Origin of the sequence: Thalassospira sp. NFXS8 (genome assembly GCF_040148805.1) — a bacterium.
In the GTDB taxonomy this organism is placed as follows: Bacteria; Pseudomonadota; Alphaproteobacteria; order Rhodospirillales; family Thalassospiraceae; genus Thalassospira.
In genome coordinates this window covers 210,378-235,058 of record NZ_JAGEMF010000001.1, presented here as the reverse complement: position 1 = coordinate 235,058, position 24,681 = coordinate 210,378, and the positions used below count along the sequence as shown (strand labels likewise).

Below are 24,681 nucleotides of genomic sequence, written 5' to 3'. Positions count from 1 at the left end.
CCTGAAAACCAGCCAAATGAATGACATGATTATCCAACCTGCGGAAACTCACCATCAATAAACGGAAATGTCTCGCCCACCGTCACCAGCAGTTCCGGGTAAAATCCGTTAAAATGGGTCGCCAGGGCGTTACTATACGCACCGATATGCCCAAACTCGATCCAGTCCCCTTCGCGAATGTCAGCGGGTAAATTTACTGTTGCTGGCAACACATCCATATTATCGCAGGTCGGGCCGTAAATGGTGAATTCCAGGGTTTCTTCCGGGTCGAAATCCCCATCAATACGCATGGGACGCACCGGAAAACGTAAATTTCCCGTCACCGCTTCGGACAAACTGCCATAAATACCGTCATTGATGAAAAGCTGGTCTTCCTTACGCAATTGAATTTGCGTAACCAACGAAACGCCGCTTGAAACCAGCGCGCGGCCAGGTTCACACATAAAGGTAATGTCGGGCATATCAAGCCAGCGAATGCAGTCCCTGATTTCATCCATAAAGACATCAAGGTTCGGTCCGCGCTGGTTCATATACTGGCCGGGAAAACCGCCCCCGACATCAATGGAATGAACTTTGACGCCTGAAAAATCAATCACCTGCCGAATCAGCTCTATAGCGATACGATACCCGTTGGGACTGGTGCATTGCGAACCCACATGGAAGCATAAACCCGCCTTGTAGCCATAACTGTCCACCTTTTTTATCAGTTCGGCTGCGGTCATTGGCCGGGCACCAAACTTGGCCGACAAATTATATGCCGCACCAGCCGGTGGCGTTGCCAGACGCACATGGATCACCAGGTCCGGGTCTTCATCTGTTTCAGCACGAATTTTATGCAATTCGTCTTCGGTATCGATGACAAAATGACGAATACCAAACACACGATGCGCACTACGAATGGCATCGCGGCTTTTAACCGGATGCATAAAATAGGCATCCATCCCCGGGAACTGCCGCCGGACCAGCGCAATTTCTTCGGGGGATGCCGTATCAAAGTGGCGCACGCCACCTTCATGCAAGTAGCGCATAATTTCAGGGTGCGGATTACATTTGACCGCATAAAGAACTTTACCGGGAAAACTATCGACAAACCGCCGCGCGGCATCGCGCAAAATGTCAGGGCGCAAACAATAAACCGGATAAGACGGTTTAAGTTCCTTTACGACATCATAGGTCGTATCAAAATGGCGTGGCATTGCTGGCTCCGAACATTTCAGAAAGTGAATAACAAATAAACGCCCGTGCAGGCGACCTGTTCCGGCACGGGCCACCCTAACAAGCATGGTTCTAAAAGTCATGAACGATCATACGCAAATGGCTTGCATTAGAACGGGCGGCTCGCTAATTTGGTAAAACAATACCGAATAACCACTTAACCCGCCGCGCAGCAATAGCGCGCACAAGACGGGTAAAATCAGGGAGGCTTCTGTGCCTGTTGAAATGGAACTTGATCCGTTCGTTCTGGCCAAATCATTGTCTGGCGTGCATTTGATCGATGGCGAATTTGTGGCCCCGATCAATGGTAAAACTTTTGACGTTTTAAATCCTGCCACCAACAAATCCATCGGTCACGCGGCCGAAGGCGATGCCGATGATGTTGAACGTGCTGTTGCCGTTGCCAAAGCCGCACAAAAAAACTGGGCCGAGCGCCCGGCCCGTGAACGCGGCAAACTGGTTGCTGAATGCGGACGCATCCTGAATCTGCATGTCGATGAACTGGGCAAACTTATTGCTCTGGAATCAGGCAAGGCGCTACGCACTGAAAGCCGGGTTGAAGCATCTGTTCTGGCAGACATGTTTGTGTTTTTCGGTGGCCTTGCCTCCGAACTAAAAGGCGAAACCGTTCCGTTTAATCCCAATATGATGACCATGACCACACGCGAACCTGTTGGTGTGGTCGGTGCTATCATTCCTTGGAACGTCCCGTTATTGCTCATGGCGATCAAGGTTGCACCGGCACTTGTTGCCGGGAATAGTGTTGTCGTCAAATCTGCCGAAGATACACCGTTTACCGTTCTGCGTGTTTGCCAAATCATGCAACAAATTTTGCCCAAAGGTGTTTTAAACATTCTTTCGGGCTTTGGCCCCGGTTGCGGCGGGCCGCTTGTCGCGCATAAGGATGTTAAAAAAGTATCCTTTACCGGGTCTGTTGAAACCGGCCGCATCGTTTATCGTGCCGCAGCTGAAAAACTGATCCCGGTCACACTGGAACTGGGCGGAAAATCGCCGATGATCGTGATGAACGATGCCGACGTTGAAAAGGCCGTTGCCGGTGCCATTGGCGGTATGCGCTTTACCCGTCAGGGGCAGAGTTGTACCGCGTCGTCGCGAATTCTGGTTCACGAAGATCTGCATGATGATTTCGTTGCCCGCCTGAAAGACAAGGTCAATAGCCTTAAAATGGGCAACCCGCTGGACGAGGCGACCGACATTGGCACCATCATTAACGCCAAACAACGTAGCAAAGTATGCAATTACATTGAAATTGGCAGCAACGAAGGGGCGCAGAAACACGAATTAAGCGCCCTGCCCGATGACCCGGAACTGGTTGACGGACAGTTTGTGCGCCCGGTGATTTTTACCGATGTAAAACCCGACGCCCGGATCGCCCGCGAAGAAATTTTTGGCCCGGTCGCCTGTGTATTCAAGTTTAAAACATTCGACGAAGCCATTGAACTTGCAAACGATAGCGACTTTGGTCTGGCTGCAACTGTCTGGACAACAGATCTAAAAACAGCCCTTGTTGCAACCAAACGCCTTGAAGCCGGGTTTGTACAGGTAAACCAGAACCTGGTGGTGCAACCCAACCTGTCCTATGGCGGAGTTAAACTTTCAGGGTTGGGGCGTGAAGCATCGCTTGAAAGCATGCTTGAACACTTCACGCACAAGAAAACCATTATCCTCAACATGGAATAAGGGAAAAACCGCCAGTTATTTTCCCACCGGGTTGCATTGCAAGATATGCAACCCGGCTTTTTCCCATGTTTGCTTGACCTCAACGGTTCGATCCGTAAAAGTGCCTGTATTATTGCTTAAAGTTTCTGAAAGTATCTGGCGCATGTCTGACGATGCCGACACCCTTTTGCCGCCCTGTCCCCAACCCTGTTTTGCAGGTGCGGCTGCCATGATGCTTATGATTATATGCCCCATTTCTGTGCGGCGAATGTGAACCCTGTCATCTGCGGATGACAGGTCTGGTTTATCCCCGATTATTTCCCCACATTCACATAAACGGTTCCTGCCTTGTTCAAAGGCAGAACGCACAGGAGTCTGGAAATGGCTGTTTCCTATCACGATATCGTTCGCGCATCACGCCTGCTTGAAGGTATCGTCAACAAAACCCCGTTGGTAAAATCACAAACCTTATCAAAGATTTGCCAGGCTGATGTTTATCTGAAACTTGAAAACCTGCAATATACAGCATCGTTCAAGGAACGTGGCGCCTATGTTAAACTGGCCAGCTTAACGCCGGAAGAACGTGCTTGCGGTGTTATTGCGGTATCGGCAGGCAATCATGCACAAGGGGTCGCCTATAACGCCAAACGCCTTGGTATTCCCGCAACCATCGTTATGCCCGAAAACACCCCTTATACCAAAGTCCGACATACCCGGTCGCACGGTGCAGAGGTCGTTTTAAAGGGCACTGTGCTGGCGGAATCAATGCAGGCCGCCCAGGATTTGCAAAAAGAACGCGGCCTGACTTTTGTTCACCCGTTTGACGATGATCACATCATTGCCGGTCAAGGGACGGTCGGGCTCGAAATATTAAATGAAGGGGCCGATTTTGACACAGTGATTGTGCCGATTGGCGGGGGTGGCCTGGCATCCGGTATTGCCACAGCGATCAAATCACGCCGGCCCGACATCGATGTCATTGGTGTAGAAACCAAACTGTACCCGTCGATGTATGAAGGTATCCACCAAAAGGAATTTTCCGGTGGTGGCGTTACAATTGCCGAAGGTATTGCTGTTAAACAGCCTGGTGGAAAGACCCTGGAAATCTGCAAGGAATTGCTTGACGATGTGGTGCTGGTCGAGGAATCGGCGATTGAACGCGCCATTCAGATGCTAATCGAAATCGAAAAGACCGTCGTCGAAGGTGCCGGTGCCGCACCGCTGGCAGCGCTGCTTGATCATCCGGACAAATTCATCGGCAAAAAGGTTTGCCTGATCATAAGTGGCGGCAACATCGACAGCCGTTTGCTGGCGCAGGTTTTAATGCGCGGTATGGCACGCGAAGGACGGCTGGTACGTATTCGCATCGAAATTCCAGATGTGCCAGGCGCTCTTGCACGAATCAGCACCCTGATCGGTAATGCCGAAGCCAATATTATCGAAGTCTACCATCAGCGCTATTTTTACGACATCCCGGCCAAGCAAACCGATGTTGATATGGTGCTCGAGGTTCGCGATACAGCACATGCACAGCAAGTCACCGAATATCTGAAAGAAAACGGTTACGGCGGGCGGTTGCTGGGCAATACGTCGCTGGATTAATGTCGCAAAAGCAATAGAGGCTGTCTGCAATAGTTCGCAACTATTGCAGACAGCAATCTGACCAGTTTAGCAATGAAATGCCAGAACCTAAACGCGGACCAACTGCGCATATGCACCGCCGTAATACAGCAACGGATCGCCCGTTTCACCCATATCAACATCACTGACCTGGCCAACAATGATACTGTGATCGCCGCCATCATGAACCGCGTGCCGCACACAGGAAAATGTCGAAATATTACCAATCAGCACCGGCATGCCATGACCGTTATCCTTAAACCCGGTCTCTTCCCACCGGTCTTCGATCGGCGATGCAAACCGTTCGGCAAGGTCTCGTTGCGAATTGCGCAGGACATTAATACAAAAATGCTCGACAGCGCCGGTAAACACATCATGGGTTGCGGCATTGCGGGCAACAGAAAAAAGAACCAGCGGTGGTTCAAGAGACACTGACGAAAATGAATTTATTGTAATCCCGACCTTCCGCCCGTCCGTATTACGAGAGGTAACAACGGCAACACCAGTTGCAAACTGGCCTAGGCAATCCCGGAAATGACGTGACGAGAAGGACATGTTCAAATTACAGCTTTCATTGTTCAGAATGATCGGCGAAACCCACTTAAAGCCACAGGAACATGGCGATAAATTCAAATACTGTCAAATCCTGACATAAAATGATTTGTAAACATGATGTTAATAACAATTTGAACTAATTGTATCATAGGGCGTGGGACTTTTGTAAAAAGGCACCACATGACACATGGGTGACAAGCACACCCATATTGACACGTTGGCGTATTTTGCCGGCACAAGGGGTAATAGATGTTTCTGATCATTGGGTATGTGGTTGTGATCGGTGCGGTCCTGGGGGGATACTTGCCGCATGGCAAATTTAGCGTCCTGATCCAGCCCTTTGAAATTGTCATCATTTTTGGTGCAGCTTTTGGTACGTTCCTGATTGCAAACCCGATCAGTGTCCTGAAACGCAGCATTTCATATACAATTCGCGCCATGAAAGGTGCGAAGAAAAAAGCCGCCTATCTGGAACTGCTGGTGTGCCTTTATGCTGTTTTCCGGCTCGCCAAATCCAAAGGCGACCTTGCGCTTGAAAGCCATGTTGAAAACCCGGAAAGCTCCGCCCTGTTTAACAATTTCCCCGGTGTGACGGCCGACCATCATGCGCTGGAATTTTTATGCGACTATCTGCGCCTGCTTACCCTGGGCACAACCAACGCATATGAACTGGAAGCCGTGATTGACCAGGAACTTGATGCCCACCACGAAGAAGAGAATGCCGTTGCAGATGCCATTCAAACCGTTGGCGATGCCCTGCCCGGTCTTGGTATTGTCGCCGCCGTTCTTGGCATTATCAACACCATGGGATCGGTTACCGAACCACCGGAAATTCTTGGTGAAATGATCGGTGCTGCTCTTGTTGGTACGTTTTTGGGTATTCTGGCCTCATATGGGTTTGTCGGCCCGACCTCGGCCATTATTAAAAAGACCCTTGAACAGGACGCCAAATTCTATGTTTGCATGAAGGCGGCCCTGATTGGCCATATGCAAGGTTACGCACCACAGGTTTCTGTCGAATTTGCCCGCAAAATCCTGCCTCCGGAATTACGTCCAAGCTTCAAGGAACTTGACGACGCCATCCAGAACGCCCCAACGGTGTAAAGAACAATAGTCTGGAACAACCAGCTTCGTTTATGCGGCACGTCTTTTGCCAGGATATGACAGTCTGAAATGCCCGATATCATCATCAAAAAAGTAAAAAAAGGCGGACATGGCGGTCATCACGGCGGCTCGTGGAAAGTGGCCTATGCCGACTTTGTAACGGCCATGATGGCGTTTTTTCTGCTGTTGTGGTTGCTAAGCAGCTCAACCGACGAGCAACTTCACGGCATTTCAAACTATTTCGCCCCGGAATCAATATCGCAAAGCGAATCCGGTGCAGGCGGCTTGCTGGCCGGAACAAAACTTGCCGATTCCGGCGCTATGCGTTCAGAAAACGGTGCCCCTGTCATTCAAATGGATATTCCGCCGACACCGGATGCGACGACTGTTGAAACGCAAAAAAGTGGCCCGACAGACGCCGAAAAAGCAGAACAGGCCGCCAAAGCCCAGGAAAAGAAAGAATTCGACGAAGCAGCAAAAGACCTGAAAGAAGCAATGGAAAAATCACCGGAGCTTCAGGAGCTGTCAAAGAACCTGCTGGTCGAACAAACTGACGAAGGTTTACGCATACAAATCATCGATAAAGACGGAACATCGATGTTCCCCAGCGGCAGTGCCGATTTACGTGACCACACTAAATTGCTGCTTAAACAGGTTGCCGAAGCCATCAAGGACATGCCGCAGGATATATCTATTGAGGGGCATACTGACGCCGTGCCTTATTCCCATTCCAACGGCACCTACACCAACTGGGAACTTTCGGCCGACCGCGCCCTCGCGACGCGCCGGGAATTACAACTTGATGCCCTGCCCGCCGACCGGTTCGGCAAGGTTTCAGGGGTTGCAGATACAGCCCCCTTTATCAAGGATAACCCCAAAGACGAACGTAATCGCCGCATCAGCATTACATTGCTGCGTGGTACCGGAAAACAGGCACCACCGTCACAAGCCACCGATGAACCCGGGTATAATACAGCCCCTGAAACCAACCTGTACGCCCCGCAAAATCGTAATGACACCGCTCCTGGTACCAATCAGGCACCTGATCCTGATGCACCGATTGAACGTCCGACATTTTCGGTACCATCGCGTAACTAGGTCCGGTCTGCAGATACCTTATTACCCTGATCCCGGGTTTGAATTTACCGGGAATCCTAAATCTTGATGTGGCACCGAAACACAGGGAATAAGCGGCGGCCACTTTAAAGTTTGCGTCTCGCTACCTACACTAGTTAAATAGGGTAAATTATTCAGGCACGGATAACCACAGAACATGACGGTCAATCAACGTCGCCAGACACAGCATTATTTTCTGACTGCACCGATGCCCTGCCCCTATTTACCGGGCAGGTTCGAACGTAAACTGGTGACCGAATTACGTGGCCCTGAAGCCAATAATATCCATGACCTGCTATCGCGGGCAGGTTTTCGCCGCAGTCATTCAATTGCTTATCTACCGGCTTGCGGTGAATGTGATGCCTGTATCCCGGTTCGGGTCTGCACCCACGATTTTCAGGACAATCGATCATTTCGGCGAAATCGCGCAACCAATTCTGACCTGAAACGCCAGATTTTTGCTGCTTCAGCAACCCAGGAACAATTTCGCCTGTTTTCCGATTATCAGGATGCCCGGCACGGCGATGGCGACATGGCCCGTATGGATACACGTGACTATCGTGCCATGATGGAAGACACCACCGTTGAAACATCCATTTTTGAATACCGGACGGCAGAAGGCAAATTAATTGCCGTTGCTCTTGTCGATGCCCTGTCAGATGGGTTGTCTGCCGTTTACAGTTTTTTTGATCCGAAAGAAGACCGCCGTAGCCTTGGCACCTATATCATTCTTGACCTGGTTGCAGAGGCCGCCCGATTAAAGTTGCCCTTTGTCTATCTTGGCTACTGGGTGCGTGACTGTCGCAAAATGTCTTACAAAACACGCTTCAAACCAATCGAAGCTTTTCAGAATGGCAAATGGTCCCGTCATGATGGTGAAGACTGATATTGCTATCTGCTGATCGATCCATTCTGGTTCTGGCCTTGCCCATATCGCCAAATGGTCCGTATTTTTACCTGCGCAAAAATACTCACTCCCCCAAAAATTAGCCAAAAGTTTAACCCTGAGTGTTGATCGGCAGTTGCCTCCTATCCTCAACGACTATAATCTTTGATCACGAAGCCGAAACAAGGCTTTGTTGAAAAACAAATTATCGATTGTTTGCTGGGAGGCTACAAACAATGAAACGTCGTCAATTCCTGAGCGGCGCAGCTTTGGCTGGTGCCACGGCTGCTGTTGCATCCACATTTCCCAAACCTGCACTTGCCCAGGACGTGCGCGAATGGCGCATGGTTACAACCTGGCCCAAGAACTTTCCTGGTCTTGGCACCGGTGCGAACTTGCTGGCTGAATATATCAACAAGGCATCCGATGGCCGCATGAAGGTGTCTGTTTATGGTGCGGGTGAAATTGTTCCTGCATTTGAAGCCATCGACGCTGTAGGCAACGGTACGGTCGAAATGGGCCATGGGGCGCCCTATTACTGGAAAGGCAAGGTTGCCGCGACCCAGTATCTGGCTGCAATGCCGTTTGGGCTGACCGCACAGGAACAGAACGCGTGGTTCCAGTATGGCGGTGGCCAGGAAATTGCCGACAAGATTTATGCGAAACTGAATTGCAAGTTTTTCCCATCAGGCAACACTGGCACCCAGATGGGCGGCTGGTTCAACAAGGAAATGAACACCATTGACGACTTTAAAGGTCTGAAAATGCGTATTCCCGGCCTTGGTGGCGAAGTCATTCAGGCGGCTGGCGGCAACGTTGTTAACTTGCCTGGTGGTGAAATTCCGCCTGCCCTTCAGTCTGGTGCTATTGACGCAACCGAATGGGTTGGCCCGTATAATGATTTGGCATTCGGCCTCTATAAATCGGCAAAATATTACTATTATCCAGGTTGGCATGAACCGGCAACGACACTGGAAAACTTTATCAACCTCGATGCATGGAATGATCTTCCCGACGATTTGAAAGCCATTGTCGAACAGGCAAACCGTGCCACCAACCAAATGGTTCTGTCGGAATTTGTTGCTCGGAACAATCAGGCGCTGAAAACCCTGCGTGAAAAGCACAATGTTGATGTGCGTCCATTCTCCGATGAGATTTTGACCAACCTTGGTAGCCTTGCTGGCAAGGTTCTGCGTGATCTTGTTGCGGCAGATCCGCTGTCACAAGAAGTCTTTGACAGCCTGGTCGCCTTCCGTGAGCAGTCCATCACCTGGGCAAAATATTCGGAAAGTGCATTCATGCAAGCCCGTGTCCTGCCTTTCAAATACTGATCGGCGTTAACGGGTTACTGAAATAGATCCCTTACAAGGGCTGGCATGTGTGCCAGCCCTTTTTCATGACTTCAAGCCCGCGCAACCAGCACAAAAAAAGGGCCGGCAAAACCGACCCTTTTCTATCGATATCCTGAACAATGCAGATTGTTAATTCAGCAAAACCGATGGCAACCAGGTTGCCAATTCCGGAAATGCCGCAAGCAAAATCAACGCCAGAACCTGAATTAAAACAAACGGGACGATACCACGATAAATATCCCATGTTTTCATCGAGGGCGGAGCCACCCCGCGCAGATAAAACAGCGCAAAGCCAAAGGGCGGTGTCAGAAAGCTGGTTTGCAGGTTGATTGCAATCATGATGCCCAGCCACACCGGGCTGATATCCATTTTCAGCAGGATCGGCCCGACAATAGGCACGACGACAAAGACAATCTCGATAAAATCAAGAAAGAAGCCCATGACGAACATCAATGCCATAACCACAAACATGGCGCCAAACAAGCCGCCAGGCATGTTATGCAGCAATTCCTCGACCAAGTGATCGCCGCCAAGGCCACGGAACACCAGCGAGAAAATGGATGCACCAAGCAAAATGATAAACACCATCGAGCTGATCTGCACCGTTTGACCTGTAACGTGGCGCAAAACCGCCAGATCAAGCCGACGATAACAGGCCGCCAGAATGGTGGCCCCCACGCTGCCAAATGCTGCCGATTCCGTCGGCGTGGCGATACCGGTTAAAATAGACCCCAAAACAGCAACAATCAGCAATGCAGGTGGAACAAGTGCACGCAACACTTCCCCAAACAGACCTTCAGGACGCTTGTCTTCCACCAGCGCCGGGGCTGATTTTGGATCAATGAAGGATTGAATGATTACCCAGCCGATATAAAGGGCAACCAGCATCATACCGGGAATAAATGCCCCGACAAACAGGTCGATAACCGATACGGGTTCCGGTGCCCAGTTACCCAGCGAACGCTGTGCTTCGGCATAGGCCCCCTGAAGGATGTCGCCCAACAGCACCAGTACAATTGACGGCGGAATAATTTGCCCCAACGTCCCCGAGGCACAAATAACCCCGGCTGAAAGCCGTGGGCTATAGCCTGCTTTTTGCATTGCCGGCAAACTAAGCAAGCCCATGGTAACCACTGTGGCGCCAACAATGCCCGTCGACGCCGCCAGCAACATACCAACGATCACTACAGAAATGCCCAAACCGGCACGGCGTTTGCCAAACAGCATGCCCATGGTCAGCAGCAGTTTTTCAGCAATGCGTGCGCGCTCCAGCATCACGCCCATAAAAACGAATAATGGAATGGCAACGTACAGTTCGTTGCTCATCACACCAAAATAGCGCGATGGTAACGAACCCAGCAAAGGCATGTCGAACACACCCATTGCATGCCCCAAAAGGGCAAAGGCCAACCCTGTGCCACCCAGTGAAAAGGCAACCGGAAACCCAAAAAGCAGCACCACACAGGCCACTGCAAACATGAGTAGACTTAATACTTCCCCCGACATCAGACGCCCTCGTGCTCTTCTTCGTTGATTTCGAATTCACGATGGCCTGTCAGTACCAGAATACTGCGTGCCGCCAGCGCAAGCCCTTGTAACCCCATCAGAATACAGAACACCAGGATCACAGATTTAAACAGGAAAAGCCCCGGCAACCCACCGGTTTCCTGCGATCCTTCAAGGCGCTTCCAGCTGGTCATGACATAAGGATAGCTATAAATAAACACCAGCGTCAGAACAGGCAGCAATAAAAACAGTGTGCCGATCAGGTCAACCCATGCCTTGTAGCGTGCCGACGCCGGACGATAAAAAACGTCAACCCGGACATGGCCACCGTGAAGCAGCGTATAGCCAGCCCCAACCATGAAGATAATGCCGTAAAGCCACATATAGCTTTCCTGCATTGATACCCAGCCGACCGAAAACCCGTATCGCAATGTTGCCACCAAAAAAGTGATCAACACCAACGGAATGGTCAGCCACGCCACGCCACGGCCAATTGCGTCATTAAGACTGTCAATCAGCCGCACAAAACGTGCCAAAAAAAGCATTTTTCCTCCCACACCCGGAATCTCTTTTAGCCAGCTTCCGGTCTCCTCCGGTTGCCAGCGGAGCAAAGTTACAAATATATGATCCAAAACACCATGTTTTTCGCGCTTTTGCAGACCGCTATCTTTTTAACGACAGCCAAAAATATCCCTTAAAAAACCAAAACGGCCACATCTGCACCAAATCATGGTAAATTCCGCCAACTTCCGTTTAACAATTTCGCTTCAATTAATTAAACAAGACATTGTTATTAATTTAAAAAATTAAGGACACCCAATAAAAAACCTGAAGCACCGTAAATTGGCGCTTCAGGCTTCAAATTTGGAATAATAGTGGTCACATCATTCAAAACGGTTGGAACGCGGGAAGCCATTAGGCGGCAACCGCCCTGATCCAGCGCGCTTGCCAATCCATTCATCAAGTTCCGTGACGGTACGTTTGCGACCTTCGCTTCCGCCCATGGTCCAGGTCAGGCCATCTTCAATATTAAACAAAGTTAAGTCGGCAAGCCCGCCCTGTTTATATTTTTGCAAGATAACCCCGCGCCCACGCGTCATTTCCGGCACTTCCTCAACCGGATAAATCAGCAACTTCCGGTTATCTCCTAAAACAGCAACGTGATTTTTATCAACCTGTTCAAAAATCAACGCAGTTTCACCGGTTCCCAAATTCAGAATTTGCTTGCCGTTTTTGGTCTGGGCCACCACATCATTTTCGGCAACCTGGAACCCGCGCCCAGCCGACGATGCCACCAGCAAACGCCCGTTTGGACGATGAATGGTCATTGAAACGATATCGTGTTCCTGGGGCAAATCAATAGACAGGCGAATAGGCTCGCCGTGACCGCGGCCACCGGGTAACCTGTCGCAACCCATTGTATAGCACCGGCCAGCTGAACTCATGATCAGTAATTTATCGGTGGTAAAGGCCTTGATCGCAAAGCGGCTTTCATCACCATCCTTAAATTTCAGGTCGGCGATTTCGGTGGTGTGGCCCTTAAGCGCCCGGATCCACCCCATGCGCGAACAAATGACCATGATCGGCTCCCGCTCGATCAATGCTTCAAGCGGAACTTCAATTTCCTGTGGCGCATCACCAATTTCGGTGCGCCGCTTGCCAAGTTCAGTTTTTTTGCCAAACTTCTCGCGCGTTTGCTCAACTTCTTCACGAATACGGGACCAACGCATATCTTCGCTGGCCAGCAATGCCTCCAGTCCTGCTTTTTCTTCGCTAAGTTTTGAATGCTCGTTCTTGATTTCCATTTCTTCAAGTTTGCGTAAAGACCGCAAACGCATATTCAAAATGGCATCGGCCTGAACTTCGGTCAGATCGAAAACACGCATCATCTCTTTGCGCGGTTCATCTTCAAACCGGATAATACGGATGACTTCATCAAGGTTCAGATAGGCTATCAGATAGCCTTCCAGCACTTCCAGCCGGTGGTTGATTTTTTCCAACCGGTGCTGTGACCGACGAACCAGAACATCCTGTCGATGCGCCAGAAATGCCCGCAGAACTTCGCGCAAATTCATGACACGCGGGGTATTGTCGCCATCCAGAACGTTCATGTTCAAACCAAACCGGGTTTCCAGCTCGGTATTCTTGAACAACATTTCCATCAGATGTTCAGGTTCAACCGCACGCGAACGTGGCTCGAACACCAAACGAATTTCGTCAGTTGACTCATCTCGAACATCAGCAAGAAGCGGTAACTTCTTGGCAAACATCAAATCTGCAATGCGTTCAACCAGTTTTGCTTTCTGCACCTGATAGGGAATTTCGGTGATCACGATCTGATACAGACCGTGGGTCATCTTTTCGACTTCCCATTTTGCCCGCAGACGGAACGACCCGCGACCGGTCGCATAGGATTCCAGAATATTCTCGCGCGGTTCGACCAATACGCCACCGGTTGGAAAATCCGGCCCCGGTACGCACCGCACCAGTTCGGCTATCGATGTTTCAGGATTATCGATCAGCTTGATCAGGCCTGTGCAAAGTTCATCGGCGTTATGAGGCGGAATATTCGTTGCCATGCCCACGGCAATACCTGCGGCACCATTTGCCAGCAAATTGGGAAAAGCAGCCGGCATCACGATTGGTTCGTGATCCTCACCGTCATAGGTCGGACGAAAATCAATCGCGTCTTCATCCAGTCCTTCCATCAGCGAAGCACCAACGGCAGTCATGCGGGCTTCGGTATACCGCATGGCAGCAGCATTATCGCCGTCGATATTGCCAAAGTTCCCCTGCCCGTCGACAAGCGGATATCGCACCGCAAAATCCTGCGCCAGTCGTACCAGCGCATCATAAACCGACTGGTCACCATGCGGGTGATATTTACCAATCACGTCACCGACAACACGGGCGCACTTTTTAAAACCCTGTTCAGGATTTAGTTTCAATTGCCGCATCGCATAAAGCAACCGGCGATGAACCGGTTTAAGGCCGTCACGAACATCTGGTAACGATCGCGACATAATGGTCGACATCGCATAGGCCAGATAACGTTCGCTCAGCGCGTCAGCAAGGCGGGTTTCCCTGATCTGCCCGGCAGTATCCGGGTCGGAGGATTTCGTGCTCATGAACTGTTTTTCTTAATCCGGAACAGGTTGAATTAATAATGTCGACGATCGCCAGTTCCCTGACATCACGCCGTGGCGCACCATACTACTTTCAGGGCGGGTGTGGTCAACAGATGACAACAGCAAAAATGTGCATTTAATTTTTAAATTATCCCTGCCCCGCCAAATCGCCCCGTCTGTCATGCCCAAATTGCCTCAATCCGTACGGCCATCCTGCCATATCATGGATGCAAGCCTGTCACGTGCAGCAACCGGGCGAATACCCTTGGCAACGAAAAGATCACGATGAATAAAAAAGCCCGCCAGCTTAACAGCCTGGTTATATTGGTCGTTAATCGGAGTTTCACGTGCCACCTCCGATGCGGCTGCACCGCTTAAAAAAGCGGGCAATGGCAACAGACGATCACGATAGGGAGAGCCTTCCGCCAAAGAAACAGCGCGGCCACTTTTGGGTGAAACAAAATGCAAATCTTGCGATTTACCGGTTACAGCACAGCAAGATAAATCAAGACCATAACCCAGCTCTTCCAGCAAACCGATTTCCCAGCGCAAATAGGCGGGTTTCCAGAATTCGTCTTTCAAGGCATCTATCAGGCCAAGCGTGCCGGTATAAAGCGCTTTTTGCGGCACTCGTTCCGGCAGGGAGACTTCAAGTAGCGAACAGGCCGAACTTAATGCCAGTAACGGCCCCGGCAGCAATAACAGATCAACCACATGCGAGCGCAACAATTCGCATTTAAACTGACCCAAATGTTCGGATAGGCGTGCCGACCAGCTTGCCCTAACCAAATTGCCGCATTCAAGCGTCCCGCGCAGGGCTTTACCTGATGCCCCACGAACCATGCCCGCATAACGACCGTAATCACGCGTTAAAACCGTCAACCGGGCTGAACTTTCACCCAGTTTGCGCGAGGACAGCACAATCGCATCATCACGCCAATCCATGCATGCCCCTGATTGTCAGTAGCCAGAAGCCGAAAGAAGGCGGATAACATGAACCGCCAGACCAAAAACCATTGATCCCAAAACAATAATTGCTACCGTTAATAGCAAATATCGCCGCCATCCTGTCAGGTCAGAAAGACTTTTTAGCGGTTCATCCTTGTTGGTATCGTGGTTGTATTGCGTCATATCAGAAAGGCCGTGTTGCCGGGTTGCGCCACAACAACCCGAGGATAAAAATCACAACGGCAATCACCAGCATCAACATGTTAAGCGGTTTACCCAAAAACCGATCTTCACGTTTCAAATCACTGCCATCATGGCGATAACGAAATGGTCGGCGGGAAATCATGGCGACGATCAACGCTGTAGCCGCGCCAACGACGATCAGGACCATCCCCCAGAATTGTCTGGTTTCCATTTCGCGTTCCTATCAGGCCGAATTCACAAGTCAGGCGTTATGATCCAATCCCCAGATAGCCAGGCGATTGGGGTCATCGCCCCAGTTTTCGCGCACTTTCACAAACAGATACAAATGCACGCGGCGTTCAAAAATGGCTTCAAGGTCTTTTCTGGCATCCGTCCCCAAGGTTTTGATCCGCTTGCCACTTTTGCCAAGAATAATTGCTTTCTGCCCTTCACGCTCGACAAAAATCGTTTGTTCCAGCTTAACCGATCCGTCTTTGCGCTCTTCCCACAATTCGGTTTCGACCGTCGCCGAATAAGGCAATTCCTGTTGAAGCTGATAATACAGTTTTTCGCGCGTAATTTCGGCGGCAAGCAAACGCAACGGCATGTCCGAAACATCATCTTCCGGAAACATCCACGGGCCATTGGGCATTTTGGCCGCCAGGAAATTGATAAAATCCTGGGTACCAGCGCCTTTTCGGGCCGAAATCATAAAGACATCGGTAAAAATGTCCTCGCCAAACAATTCGCCGGAAAGATGCAGCAACTTTTCCTTATCACGCACTTTGTCGATCTTGTTTAATAACAGGATCGCCTTGCGTTGCTGTTTCTTCAGGTTCGCAACAATCATGCGAACATCATCTGTAATACCCTGTACCGCGTCAATCACCAGCACAATCAGATCGGCATCATCGGCACCACCCCAGGCCGCCTTGACCATGGCCCGGTCCAAACGCCTTTTGGGCTGAAAGATGCCCGGGGTATCGATAAAGACAATCTGCGCGTCCTCGGCCATGACAATACCGCGAACACGCGCCCGCGTTGTTTGCACCTTCGGCGAAACGATCGACACCTTGGTTCCGACCAGCTGGTTAAGCAGCGTCGATTTCCCGGCATTAGGGGCGCCGACAAGGGCGACAAAGCCACAGCGTTGCGGATCGTCGTTCTTTTCGGGCATTGCGGCAGGAACCTCATTCATGGTTCAACTCATCCAACATTCGTTTTGCGGCTATTTGTTCTGCTTCGCGTTTGGATTTGCCTTCCGCGCGCACACAATGACCGTCGCTGGTTGTCAGCTCAATTGTAAAAACAGGTGCATGGGCGGGGCCTTCACGGCCAACCATCTCATAGACAGGTAATGGTTTACCCTGCCCTTGCAAGGCTTCCTGCAACTGTGTTTTTGCATCCTGTGGCGGCTTGGGCGCTTCATCAAGCAAGGGCCGCCACAATCTTTCGATAAAAATACGTGCCGGTTCCAACCCGCCATCCAGATAGAGTGCGGCAATCACCGCCTCCATGCAATCGGATAAAATGGCGGGGTTTGTATCTGCACCAGCCGCCCTTTCGCCCTTGGCCATCGCAATATGATTACCAAGATCGATATCAACTGCAATTCGGGCGAGAGTTTCGCGGCGGACCAGGGCAACAAAGCGTTTGGCCATCGCGCCTTCGCGTTCGCGGCCAAAACGGGTATAGAGCATTTCTGCGATGACCAGCCCCAAAACGCGGTCACCCAGAAATTCCAGCCGTTCATTGCCGCCGCTCAAAGCATCCTTGCCTTTGGCGGCACTACGGTGCGTCAAAGCAACTCGCAACAAATCCGGCTTGGAAAATTCATGATCGATATGTCGCAACAATGGCGCCATGTCGGTCATTAGTTCACTCCCTTAAACAGTCTGTCAAAACGAATGCTGCCCAAATCATAGATCGGCTGGCTGCTATCTTTTGAATAGAACAGGAATTCAGCCCGACCAACCAGGTTTTCAAACGGCACGAACCGGAAACGCGCAGGGAAAGCCCGACTATCAGCCGAATTATCACGGTTATCGCCCATCATGAAATAGTGGCCCTCCGGCACCGTGAATGGATCGGTATTATCAGCCGGTCCCTGATCACCAAAGATTTCCAGAATGCGGTGAACCTTTCCGCCCGGCAATGTTTCCAGGTATTGCGGCACTGCAATCGCCTGGCCTGTGCCATCTGTCAGGATATAATCCTCGATCCGTTCGCGTTCGACCATCTGGTTATTAATATAAAGACGGCCCTGTTTAACCTGAACGGTATCGCCAGGCAAACCGATGACGCGTTTAATGTAATCCTGCGTTGTATCCGCCGGTAACTTGAAAACAATAACGTCACCACGTTTTGGTTCACTCGACAGAATACGTCCCGGGATTAAAGGCAGGCTAAACGGCAGGCTATGCTTGGAATAACCATAGGAATATTTCGATACAAACAGGTAATCACCAACCAGCAAGGTCGGAATCATGGACCCGGACGGAATATTAAAAGGCTCATACGCAAAGGTTCGCACCAAAAGGGCGATAACAATCGCCCAGAAAACGGTTTTAAGGGTATCAAAAAGGCCACCCGGTTTCTTTTTTTGCACTAACTTTTCCATCCAGGGCTCAACCCTTTTTCAAATCAAAATTTAATCGGCAGAAATAACGACAACAGCATTTGCCATTGGATATTCATCTGTCAGGGTAACATGCACCGATGCATTTTTCCCTGCAGGTGTCAGTTCATCAAGGCGGCGTTTTGCCCCCTCTATCAAGATCATATCCGGCTTACCGCTTGGCTGATGGGCAACCGCCATCGTCCGATGATGCACGCCACGCCTGAACCCCGTCCCCAATGCCTTGGAACAGGCTTCCTTCGCGGCGAAAGCCATTGCCAGTGATGATGCCATCCTTTCTGGCCGCCGAACCGCCCGCGCAATTTCCACATCGCTAAAAACGCGACGCAAAAAACGCTCCCCGAAACGGTCCAGGGTTTTCTCAATACGCCGGATATCGCACAAATCGGTTCCGATGCCAATAATCATTGGCTGGCCCCTGTCATTCCTCGTGCCAAATTCATCAGTCGCCGCATTTCACGAATACTGGCTTCCAGGCCGATAAAAATGGCTTCGCCAATTAAAAAATGGCCAATATTAAGTTCGCGAATTTCAGGTAATTGGGCAATCGGTGTCACAGTATCAAACGCCAACCCGTGACCGGCATGAACTTCAAGCCCAAGGTCCGCACCGTATTTCACGGCTTCGGCAATCCGGGCAAGCTCGTTTGCACGCTGATCACCCGTGGCATCACAATAGGCACCGGTGTGAATTTCAACAACCGGTGCGCCCAGCGATGCGGCTGCATCAAGCTGGTTTTTTGACGCCTCGATAAACAGGGAAACACGAACGCCTGCGTTGCCCAGCTCGGAAACAAACCGTTTTAAATGGTTATGTCCCCCTGCGGCATCCAGCCCCCCTTCGGTTGTTCTCTCTTCGCGCTTTTCCGGGACAATGCAGGCAGCATGGGGTTTGGCATTAATTGCGATAGCCAGCATCTCGTCGGTCGCCGCCATTTCAAAATTAAGCGGCAGATCAATCTCGGCGCGTAATCGGGCGATATCCCGATCCGAAATATGGCGGCGGTCTTCACGCAGGTGGGCAGTAATGCCATCAGCCCCGGCCGCCGCGGCAATCCGGGCAGCACGCAACGGGTCAGGATGCGCCCCGCCCCGCGCATTACGGATCGTGGCAACATGGTCAATATTCACACCCAAACGCAAATCAACGCTCATTTCAAATTATCCTGCTGCTGTACATTATCGCGGTGCAAAGTACGTTTTGCCGTTTCTAAAACCGGCTTTAACGCCCGTTTTTCATGAACTTTCATACGACGTAGAATACGTTTATGACGATACATAACAACCGCACGATAGACAGGAAAGTAAAACAGCAGCCAAATTGTAATGATGGTTGGAACGCATCCAACGATCATGGGCCAGATAATATCAACAATACTGGCCCACAGCCGCGACAGATCAGCTTGTTCAGCCCCGTTCCAAATCCCGAAAATTAAACCGCGGCCAATATAGCTGACACCTTCAACGGTAAAATCCCACAGCACAGCCATATTAAAATGGACACCTTGAACCGAGGGGTCATTGCCCAAAATCCAGAGGCCACTGTGATAAAGCCACAGCCAAATAAACGGAAATGTCCAGGGATTGCCAACAATTGTGCCCAATAGCGATGCCACCAGATTGGCCCGCATAATAAAACTTAACAAGGCAGAAAGGACAAAATGAAAGCCGATAAACGGCGTAAACGATACAGCAGCCCCGATCGCAAAACCCGACGCGATGCTATAGGGCGTACCAGGCAACCGGGCGACTCGATGGGCAAAATAGCGCGATGAACGACGCCATCCGGCCCGCGGCCACAGAAAGCTGCGAAGACGTTCGAAAGAACTTGGTTTTATGCGACGCTGGAACATACGGTGTCAGACAAACGACATGATAGGAGGGAACGGGAGAAATCCCGCGCCGCTATGGGTAAGTGCTGAAAGCGACCTTGGCAAGAAAATAGCGCATCCCTCCCTGCTTTTCCCATTATCCACGTGCCCGTTCGACCGTATTGACCACGGGTGTGGCCCGCAAGGCAGCAATGATATTGGTCAGGTGTTTAACATCGACAACATCAATATCGATCAGCATTTCAAAGAAATCCTGAGTCCGGCTAACAAACCGAAGATTGGTAATATTGCCATGATTTTTAGCAATAACACTGGTTATGGCCGACAACGCACCCGATTCATGGGCCACAGTTAAACCCAGACGGCCAATAAAATGTTCCGGTTCGCCGTCATTGTCCCAGCCCACATCCAGCCAACGTTCCGGCTGGTCAGCAAAGGTTTCAAGGGTGTCACAGTCAATGGTGTGAATGGTCACACCCTTGCCGGTTGTAACAATGCCCACAATACGATCCCCCGGCAACGGGTGACAGCACCCGGCATAATGCACCGCCATCCCCGGAATAAGCCCCTTAAGCGGAATGGCATGGTCGCGTTTGCGATTATTTTTACCTTCTGTCGGTACAAATTTGCGGGTGGTTTGGTCGTCCTTGGTGCCAGGGAAAACAGCATTGATCACTTCGCGCCCGGTAATGTGCCCGGCACCGACCGCCGTTACCAAACCAACAACCGATGGCTGCTTGAAGATTTTTAAAACACCTTCCAGGCCTTTTTCCGAATATTCGTATCCGGCCTGGCGGAAAGCCTTTTGCACGATCGCCTTGCCAAGATCGCGATACTGGTCTTCCTGCTGCTGACGGATGAAACGGCGAATGCGCGCACGTGCCTTTCCGGTAACAACAAACCTTTCCCATGTCGGGTTTGGCGTTTGCGCCTTCGAGGTAACAATCTCAACCTGATCGCCATTGTTAAGCTGGGTACGCAACGGCACCATTGCCCCGTTGACCTTGGCGCCAACACAGGTATCACCAATATGCGTATGAATCATATAGGCAAAATCAACCGGCGTCCCGCCCGCAGGCAAAGCAATAACATCGCCTTTGGGTGAAAAACAAAACACCTGATCCTGGAACATGGCCAGTTTGGTATGTTCCAGAAATTCCTCGGGCTCGGTCGCATGTTCCATAATGTCCAGAAGGTCACGCAGCCAGCGATACTGCGTTCCTTCTTTTTCACGCCCGCCGCCGCCCTGTTTATAGGCCCAGTGTGCAGCAACGCCGTTTTCATTGACCTCGTGCATTTCGTGAGTTCGTATTTGCACTTCAATACGGTGATTTTCAGGGCCAATAATAGTGGTATGGATCGAACGATATCCGTTGGGTTTCGGCGTCGAAATGTAGTCCTTGAACCGGCCCGGCACCACTTTGTAGGCCGCATGCAGATAACCCAGCACCTCGTAACATTGCGGCATGGTATCAACCATTGCACGAAATGCCATGATATCTGACAGCTCGCCAAAGGTGATATTTTTACGCTGCATCTTCTGCCAGATCGAATAAGGCCGCTTTTCGCGACCATATATCTGAACGGCAGGACCTTCGGTGCTAATAACGGTTTCAAGTTCCTTCACAATACGTTCGACAACATTGTCGTCTTTTTTGCGCAGGAACTCGAGCCGGGCTGTGATGGAATTACGCGCATCCGCATTCAAATGCTGAAATGCAAGATCCTGCAATTCTTCCTTGATGTCATGCATACCGATACGCTCGGCCAAAGGTGCATATATTTCAAGGGTTTCCGCCGCGATCCTTACGCGTTTTTCCGGTTTCGAAATGTAATGCAGGGTGCGCATATTGTGAAGGCGGTCGGCCAGCTTAACCAGCAAAACACGAATATCTTCCGACATCGCCAACAGCAATTTACGGAAATTTTCAGCTTGTTTTGAATCCGCTGATTTAAGCTCGATCTGGGTCAGTTTGGTAACGCCGTCAACCAGCTTTAAAATCTTGGGGCCAAACAGCTTGTTGATTTCTTCGGGAGTAGCATCAGTATCTTCGATCGTATCATGCAGCAATGCGGTAATGATCGTATCGCAATCGAGCTTGTAGTTCGTAAGAATACCGGCAACTTCAATTGGATGCGAAAAATACGGGTCACCATTGGCCCGTTTTTGTGAACCATGTTTCTGGGTCGCATACACATAGGCCTTGTTGAGCAACGCCTCGCGGGCATCTGCATCATAAGCCTTAACCCGTTCCACAAGTTCATATTGACGCATCATTCAGGAGCGGCTCCCATTCCTGTTCGCAAATGTAAAAAAGCACATGCATAGAAGATAGTACAAATGGCACAAAAAAAAGCCACGGAATAAAAATCCGCAGCTCTTTTTTATTAATTCATTTTTTTCAATGCACTAGCGAAGATTATTCATCATCTTCCGCAGGCGCACTGGCCGCTGCAATCGGCGCAAACTCTTCAATTGCTTCCGCCATCAGCTTCGGACCAAATTCGTCTTCGATGTCCTCGGGTTCTTCAGTTTCAACATGGCGTTGAAGACCCTGAATCATGCCATTACGAAGGTCATCAAAATTAACGCTTACTTCGGCAATTTCACGCAAGGCAACGACGGGATTTTTGTCATTGTCGCGGTCAATGGTCAGTTCTGCCCCTGCCGAAATGTTGCGTGCACGCTGAGCTGCCAGCATCACGAGCTCGAAGCGATTTGGAATCTTGTCAACGCAATCTTCGACGGTAACGCGCGCCATAAATTTCTCCAGCAAAAGAAGTAAGTATCCAGACCGCTCTTTATAAAGCTGCAAACGAAGCGTTGCAACACCTAACAGCACAGAAACATACCTGCCCACAACGAATTGCAAGGCACGTCTCAGCGCTCAAGGCTGTATCTGGCGAATTTCCTGATCATCTGGCAAGGCATCAACCAGTTGTGCCACGGTTTTCAACAAAACCGGATGCATCCAGTTTGCCGCAACATCCTGTAAAGGCAACAAGACAAATGCCCGTTCATGCAGCCGGGGATGGGGCACGATCAGACCACCGTCATCCTGAATTTTGTGCCGCCCGTATGCAACCAGATCAAGATCAAGAACCCGTGCCTCGTTCCGTGCCAGCCTGACCCGGCCAAAATCGGCTTCGATCTTGTGCAAATGCTTCATCAGGTCGACGGGCGAAAGCACTGTCTCAACCCGAATAATCGCATTCACGTACCAGGGCTGGTCAGAAACCGGGACAGGTGCCGTTTCATAGAACCGTGACACTTCCTGGAGTGTAATGCCGTCAGACGCTGCGAGAACATCAATCGCAGCACGCACGGCATCTGCAGGCGCACCGAACCGTTCGGTTGGTAAATTCGCGCCAAGGGCGATCAGAACAGCAGCATCTGATGCAGCGCCATCATTTTTCGACGGGGACTGGAAAGTCACAGGAGGCAACCCTTATATGCAAAACGCAAAAGCAACGGGCGCAATATTTAGGGAAGGACGTTCAACCTGTCCATGACAATTTGGTTCTTTCTTTGCCGGGGCTTGCGATGTAAAACAACGAACAGCATTTTGCAAAATACCAATTTTTAAACGCTATTTAAGGACATTTAAGGATGATTTTTTACCCGCAAGAACGGATCGGGTTGTTTATTGATGGTTCAAATCTGTACGCTGCGGCACGCGCCCTTGGTTTTGATATAGATTATAAACGGTTATTGGATCTTTTTGCACAAAAAGGTCAATTGATCAGGGCTTTCTACTATACCGCTCTGATTGAAGATCAGGAATACTCTCCTATACGCCCGCTTGTCGATTGGCTTGACTATAACGGCTATACCATGGTCACCAAACCGACCAAGGAATTTACCGATGCCGCAGGCCGCCGCAAGATCAAAGGCAACATGGATATCGAACTTGCAATCGATGTCATGGAAATGGCCCAGCACCTTGATCACGTCGTGATTTTCTCGGGCGATGGCGATTTTCGTCGTCTGGTCGATGCCGTTCAACGCAAGGGGGTCCGCGTTACTGTTGTATCGACAGTCAAATCAAACCCGCCAATGGTTGCCGATGAATTGCGCCGTCAGGCCGACAATTTCATTGAACTGACCGATCTTGAAGGCACCATAGCCCGCCGTGTTGCACAACGCCGCGATGATGATCACCCCGATTTAGGCGATATTGACGATCATCCGGTTCACCCCAATCTCGACGACATCGATTTCGATTAAGCCCCGTTTCGGCCCAATCTTGATCCAACGTCAGGCCTGTTATGACTGAACTGATTGAACCGGCAACAGATTGCCCGCTATGCCCCCGCCTTGTGGAATTTCGCCATGCAAACCAGGCGAAGTTCCCTGAATTTTACAATGGCCCCGTACGCCCTTTTGGCCCGCTGTCAGCGCAACTTCTTATTGTCGGGCTGGCACCGGGACTTAAGGGTGCGAATGCCACCGGCCGCCCTTTTACAGGCGATTATGCCGGTGATTTGCTTTATGCAACGCTGAAAAAATTTGGCTTTGCAACCGGCACATATGACAAACGCCCCGATGACGGGCTGGAACTGGTTAATTGCCGCATTACAAATGCAGTGAAATGTGTTCCGCCGGAAAATAAGCCAACCGGGCCCGAAGCCAATACCTGTCGCCCGTTTCTGATCAGTGAAATTGCCGCAATGAAAAACCTGGCGGGAATTTTGTGCCTTGGTCAAATCGCACATCAGGCCATGCTGAAAACGTTTGGCTTGAAACTTTCAGCTTACAAGTTCGCGCATGGCGCCCGCCATCAACTGGAAAACGGGCTAACGTTATTTGATAGCTATCACTGTTCGCGCTACAACACCCAGACCTACCGCCTGACCCCAGAGATGTTTGAAGACGTCTTTGCTGATATCCGCACATATCTGGAACACTGAAATTGTCT

24 protein-coding genes are annotated in these 24,681 nt (G+C 50.5%); 8 read left to right on the top strand and 16 right to left on the bottom strand.

Annotated features, from left to right (window positions below):
- Window positions 1–29 precede the first annotated feature (29 nt).
- Entirely contained in the window at window positions 30–1,196 is a 1,167-nt protein-coding gene (locus J4E05_RS01060; protein WP_085593630.1) for a type III PLP-dependent enzyme, read from the bottom strand.
- A gap of 244 nt (window positions 1,197–1,440) precedes the next feature.
- Between J4E05_RS01060 and J4E05_RS01055 the strand changes: the two genes are divergently transcribed.
- Together J4E05_RS01055 and J4E05_RS01050 are read left to right on the top strand one after the other, a co-directional pair.
- Entirely contained in the window at window positions 1,441–2,916 is a 1,476-nt protein-coding gene (locus J4E05_RS01055) for an aldehyde dehydrogenase family protein (protein WP_503012327.1), read from the top strand.
- Window positions 2,917–3,276: 360 nt separating this feature from the next.
- Complete coding sequence (locus J4E05_RS01050; protein ID WP_349591764.1) at window positions 3,277–4,497, top strand: threonine ammonia-lyase; 1,221 nt, start codon at window positions 3,277–3,279, stop codon at window positions 4,495–4,497.
- Between the two features lie 87 nt (window positions 4,498–4,584).
- On the opposite strand, the gene J4E05_RS01045 is transcribed toward J4E05_RS01050, so the two are convergent.
- Window positions 4,585–5,070, bottom strand: coding sequence for a flavin reductase family protein (locus J4E05_RS01045; RefSeq protein WP_085593640.1), 486 nt, complete (start codon window positions 5,068–5,070; stop codon window positions 4,585–4,587).
- Window positions 5,071–5,319: 249 nt separating this feature from the next.
- Between J4E05_RS01045 and motA the strand changes: the two genes are divergently transcribed.
- The 4 genes from motA (at window position 5,320) to J4E05_RS01025 (ending at window position 9,507) form a co-directional block, all read left to right on the top strand.
- Window positions 5,320–6,174, top strand: a complete 855-nt coding sequence (gene motA, locus J4E05_RS01040; RefSeq protein ID WP_085593626.1) for a flagellar motor stator protein MotA — start codon at window positions 5,320–5,322, stop codon at window positions 6,172–6,174.
- A gap of 69 nt (window positions 6,175–6,243) precedes the next feature.
- Window positions 6,244–7,272 (top strand): flagellar motor protein MotB, encoded by a 1,029-nt coding sequence (locus J4E05_RS01035; protein ID WP_349591761.1) that lies wholly within the window; start codon window positions 6,244–6,246, stop codon window positions 7,270–7,272.
- A 175-nt stretch (window positions 7,273–7,447) separates the two neighbouring features.
- Entirely contained in the window at window positions 7,448–8,176 is a 729-nt protein-coding gene (locus tag J4E05_RS01030; protein WP_085593624.1) for an arginyltransferase, read from the top strand.
- A 236-nt stretch (window positions 8,177–8,412) separates the two neighbouring features.
- Window positions 8,413–9,507 (top strand): TRAP transporter substrate-binding protein, encoded by a 1,095-nt coding sequence (locus tag J4E05_RS01025; RefSeq protein ID WP_349591759.1) that lies wholly within the window; start codon window positions 8,413–8,415, stop codon window positions 9,505–9,507.
- 150 nt (window positions 9,508–9,657) lie between these two features.
- Here J4E05_RS01025 and J4E05_RS01020 read toward each other — a convergent pair whose 3' ends face one another.
- The 14 genes from J4E05_RS01020 to folK all read right to left on the bottom strand — a co-directional run bounded on the left by J4E05_RS01020 (window position 9,658) and on the right by folK (window position 23,199).
- Complete coding sequence (locus J4E05_RS01020) at window positions 9,658–11,007, bottom strand: TRAP transporter large permease (RefSeq protein WP_503012319.1); 1,350 nt, start codon at window positions 11,005–11,007, stop codon at window positions 9,658–9,660.
- A gap of 26 nt (window positions 11,008–11,033) precedes the next feature.
- Window positions 11,034–11,579, bottom strand: coding sequence for a TRAP transporter small permease subunit (locus J4E05_RS01015; protein ID WP_085593621.1), 546 nt, complete (start codon window positions 11,577–11,579; stop codon window positions 11,034–11,036).
- A 339-nt stretch (window positions 11,580–11,918) separates the two neighbouring features.
- Complete coding sequence (gene parC, locus J4E05_RS01010; RefSeq protein ID WP_349591755.1) at window positions 11,919–14,162, bottom strand: DNA topoisomerase IV subunit A; 2,244 nt, start codon at window positions 14,160–14,162, stop codon at window positions 11,919–11,921.
- A gap of 195 nt (window positions 14,163–14,357) precedes the next feature.
- Entirely contained in the window at window positions 14,358–15,107 is a 750-nt protein-coding gene (recO, locus tag J4E05_RS01005; protein ID WP_349591753.1) for a DNA repair protein RecO, read from the bottom strand.
- 187 nt (window positions 15,108–15,294) lie between these two features.
- The gene (locus J4E05_RS01000) at window positions 15,295–15,525 is read right to left on the bottom strand and encodes a hypothetical protein (RefSeq protein ID WP_085593618.1); all 231 of its coding nucleotides are present in this window, start codon (window positions 15,523–15,525) and stop codon (window positions 15,295–15,297) included.
- 30 nt (window positions 15,526–15,555) lie between these two features.
- Window positions 15,556–16,491, bottom strand: coding sequence for a GTPase Era (gene era, locus J4E05_RS00995; RefSeq protein WP_210402944.1), 936 nt, complete (start codon window positions 16,489–16,491; stop codon window positions 15,556–15,558).
- The gene (gene rnc / locus J4E05_RS00990) at window positions 16,484–17,167 is read right to left on the bottom strand and encodes a ribonuclease III (RefSeq protein WP_085593617.1); all 684 of its coding nucleotides are present in this window, start codon (window positions 17,165–17,167) and stop codon (window positions 16,484–16,486) included. The genes era and rnc overlap by 8 nt, the downstream gene beginning before the upstream one ends.
- A complete protein-coding gene (lepB, locus tag J4E05_RS00985; RefSeq protein WP_085593616.1) occupies window positions 17,167–17,913 on the bottom strand; it encodes a signal peptidase I in 747 nt (248 codons plus the stop codon). The genes rnc and lepB overlap by 1 nt, the downstream gene beginning before the upstream one ends.
- Window positions 17,914–17,943: 30 nt before the next feature.
- Window positions 17,944–18,339, bottom strand: coding sequence for a holo-ACP synthase (gene acpS / locus J4E05_RS00980; protein WP_085593615.1), 396 nt, complete (start codon window positions 18,337–18,339; stop codon window positions 17,944–17,946).
- Window positions 18,336–19,085 (bottom strand): pyridoxine 5'-phosphate synthase, encoded by a 750-nt coding sequence (locus J4E05_RS00975; RefSeq protein ID WP_349591750.1) that lies wholly within the window; start codon window positions 19,083–19,085, stop codon window positions 18,336–18,338. The genes acpS and J4E05_RS00975 overlap by 4 nt, the downstream gene beginning before the upstream one ends.
- Window positions 19,082–19,783, bottom strand: coding sequence for a DUF2062 domain-containing protein (locus J4E05_RS00970; RefSeq protein ID WP_085593613.1), 702 nt, complete (start codon window positions 19,781–19,783; stop codon window positions 19,082–19,084). Before J4E05_RS00970 ends, J4E05_RS00975 begins: the two co-directional genes overlap by 4 nt.
- Before the next feature lie 115 nt (window positions 19,784–19,898).
- Window positions 19,899–22,040: a RelA/SpoT family protein gene (locus J4E05_RS00965; RefSeq protein ID WP_085593612.1), complete on the bottom strand. Its 2,142-nt coding sequence runs from the start codon at window positions 22,038–22,040 to the stop codon at window positions 19,899–19,901.
- 142 nt (window positions 22,041–22,182) lie between these two features.
- The gene (gene rpoZ, locus J4E05_RS00960) at window positions 22,183–22,524 is read right to left on the bottom strand and encodes a DNA-directed RNA polymerase subunit omega (RefSeq protein WP_349594615.1); all 342 of its coding nucleotides are present in this window, start codon (window positions 22,522–22,524) and stop codon (window positions 22,183–22,185) included.
- Window positions 22,525–22,650: 126 nt separating this feature from the next.
- The gene (folK, locus tag J4E05_RS00955) at window positions 22,651–23,199 is read right to left on the bottom strand and encodes a 2-amino-4-hydroxy-6-hydroxymethyldihydropteridine diphosphokinase (protein WP_349591747.1); all 549 of its coding nucleotides are present in this window, start codon (window positions 23,197–23,199) and stop codon (window positions 22,651–22,653) included.
- A 173-nt stretch (window positions 23,200–23,372) separates the two neighbouring features.
- Here folK and J4E05_RS00950 point away from each other — a divergent pair, with 173 nt between their 5' ends.
- Both J4E05_RS00950 and J4E05_RS00945 read left to right on the top strand, forming a co-directional pair.
- Window positions 23,373–23,990: a LabA-like NYN domain-containing protein gene (locus J4E05_RS00950; RefSeq protein ID WP_085593611.1), complete on the top strand. Its 618-nt coding sequence runs from the start codon at window positions 23,373–23,375 to the stop codon at window positions 23,988–23,990.
- A 41-nt stretch (window positions 23,991–24,031) separates the two neighbouring features.
- Window positions 24,032–24,673 carry a uracil-DNA glycosylase gene (locus tag J4E05_RS00945; protein ID WP_349591745.1) on the top strand — a complete coding sequence of 214 codons (642 nt, stop codon included), beginning with the start codon at window positions 24,032–24,034 and terminating at the stop codon, window positions 24,671–24,673.
- Window positions 24,674–24,681: the final 8 nt, after the last annotated feature.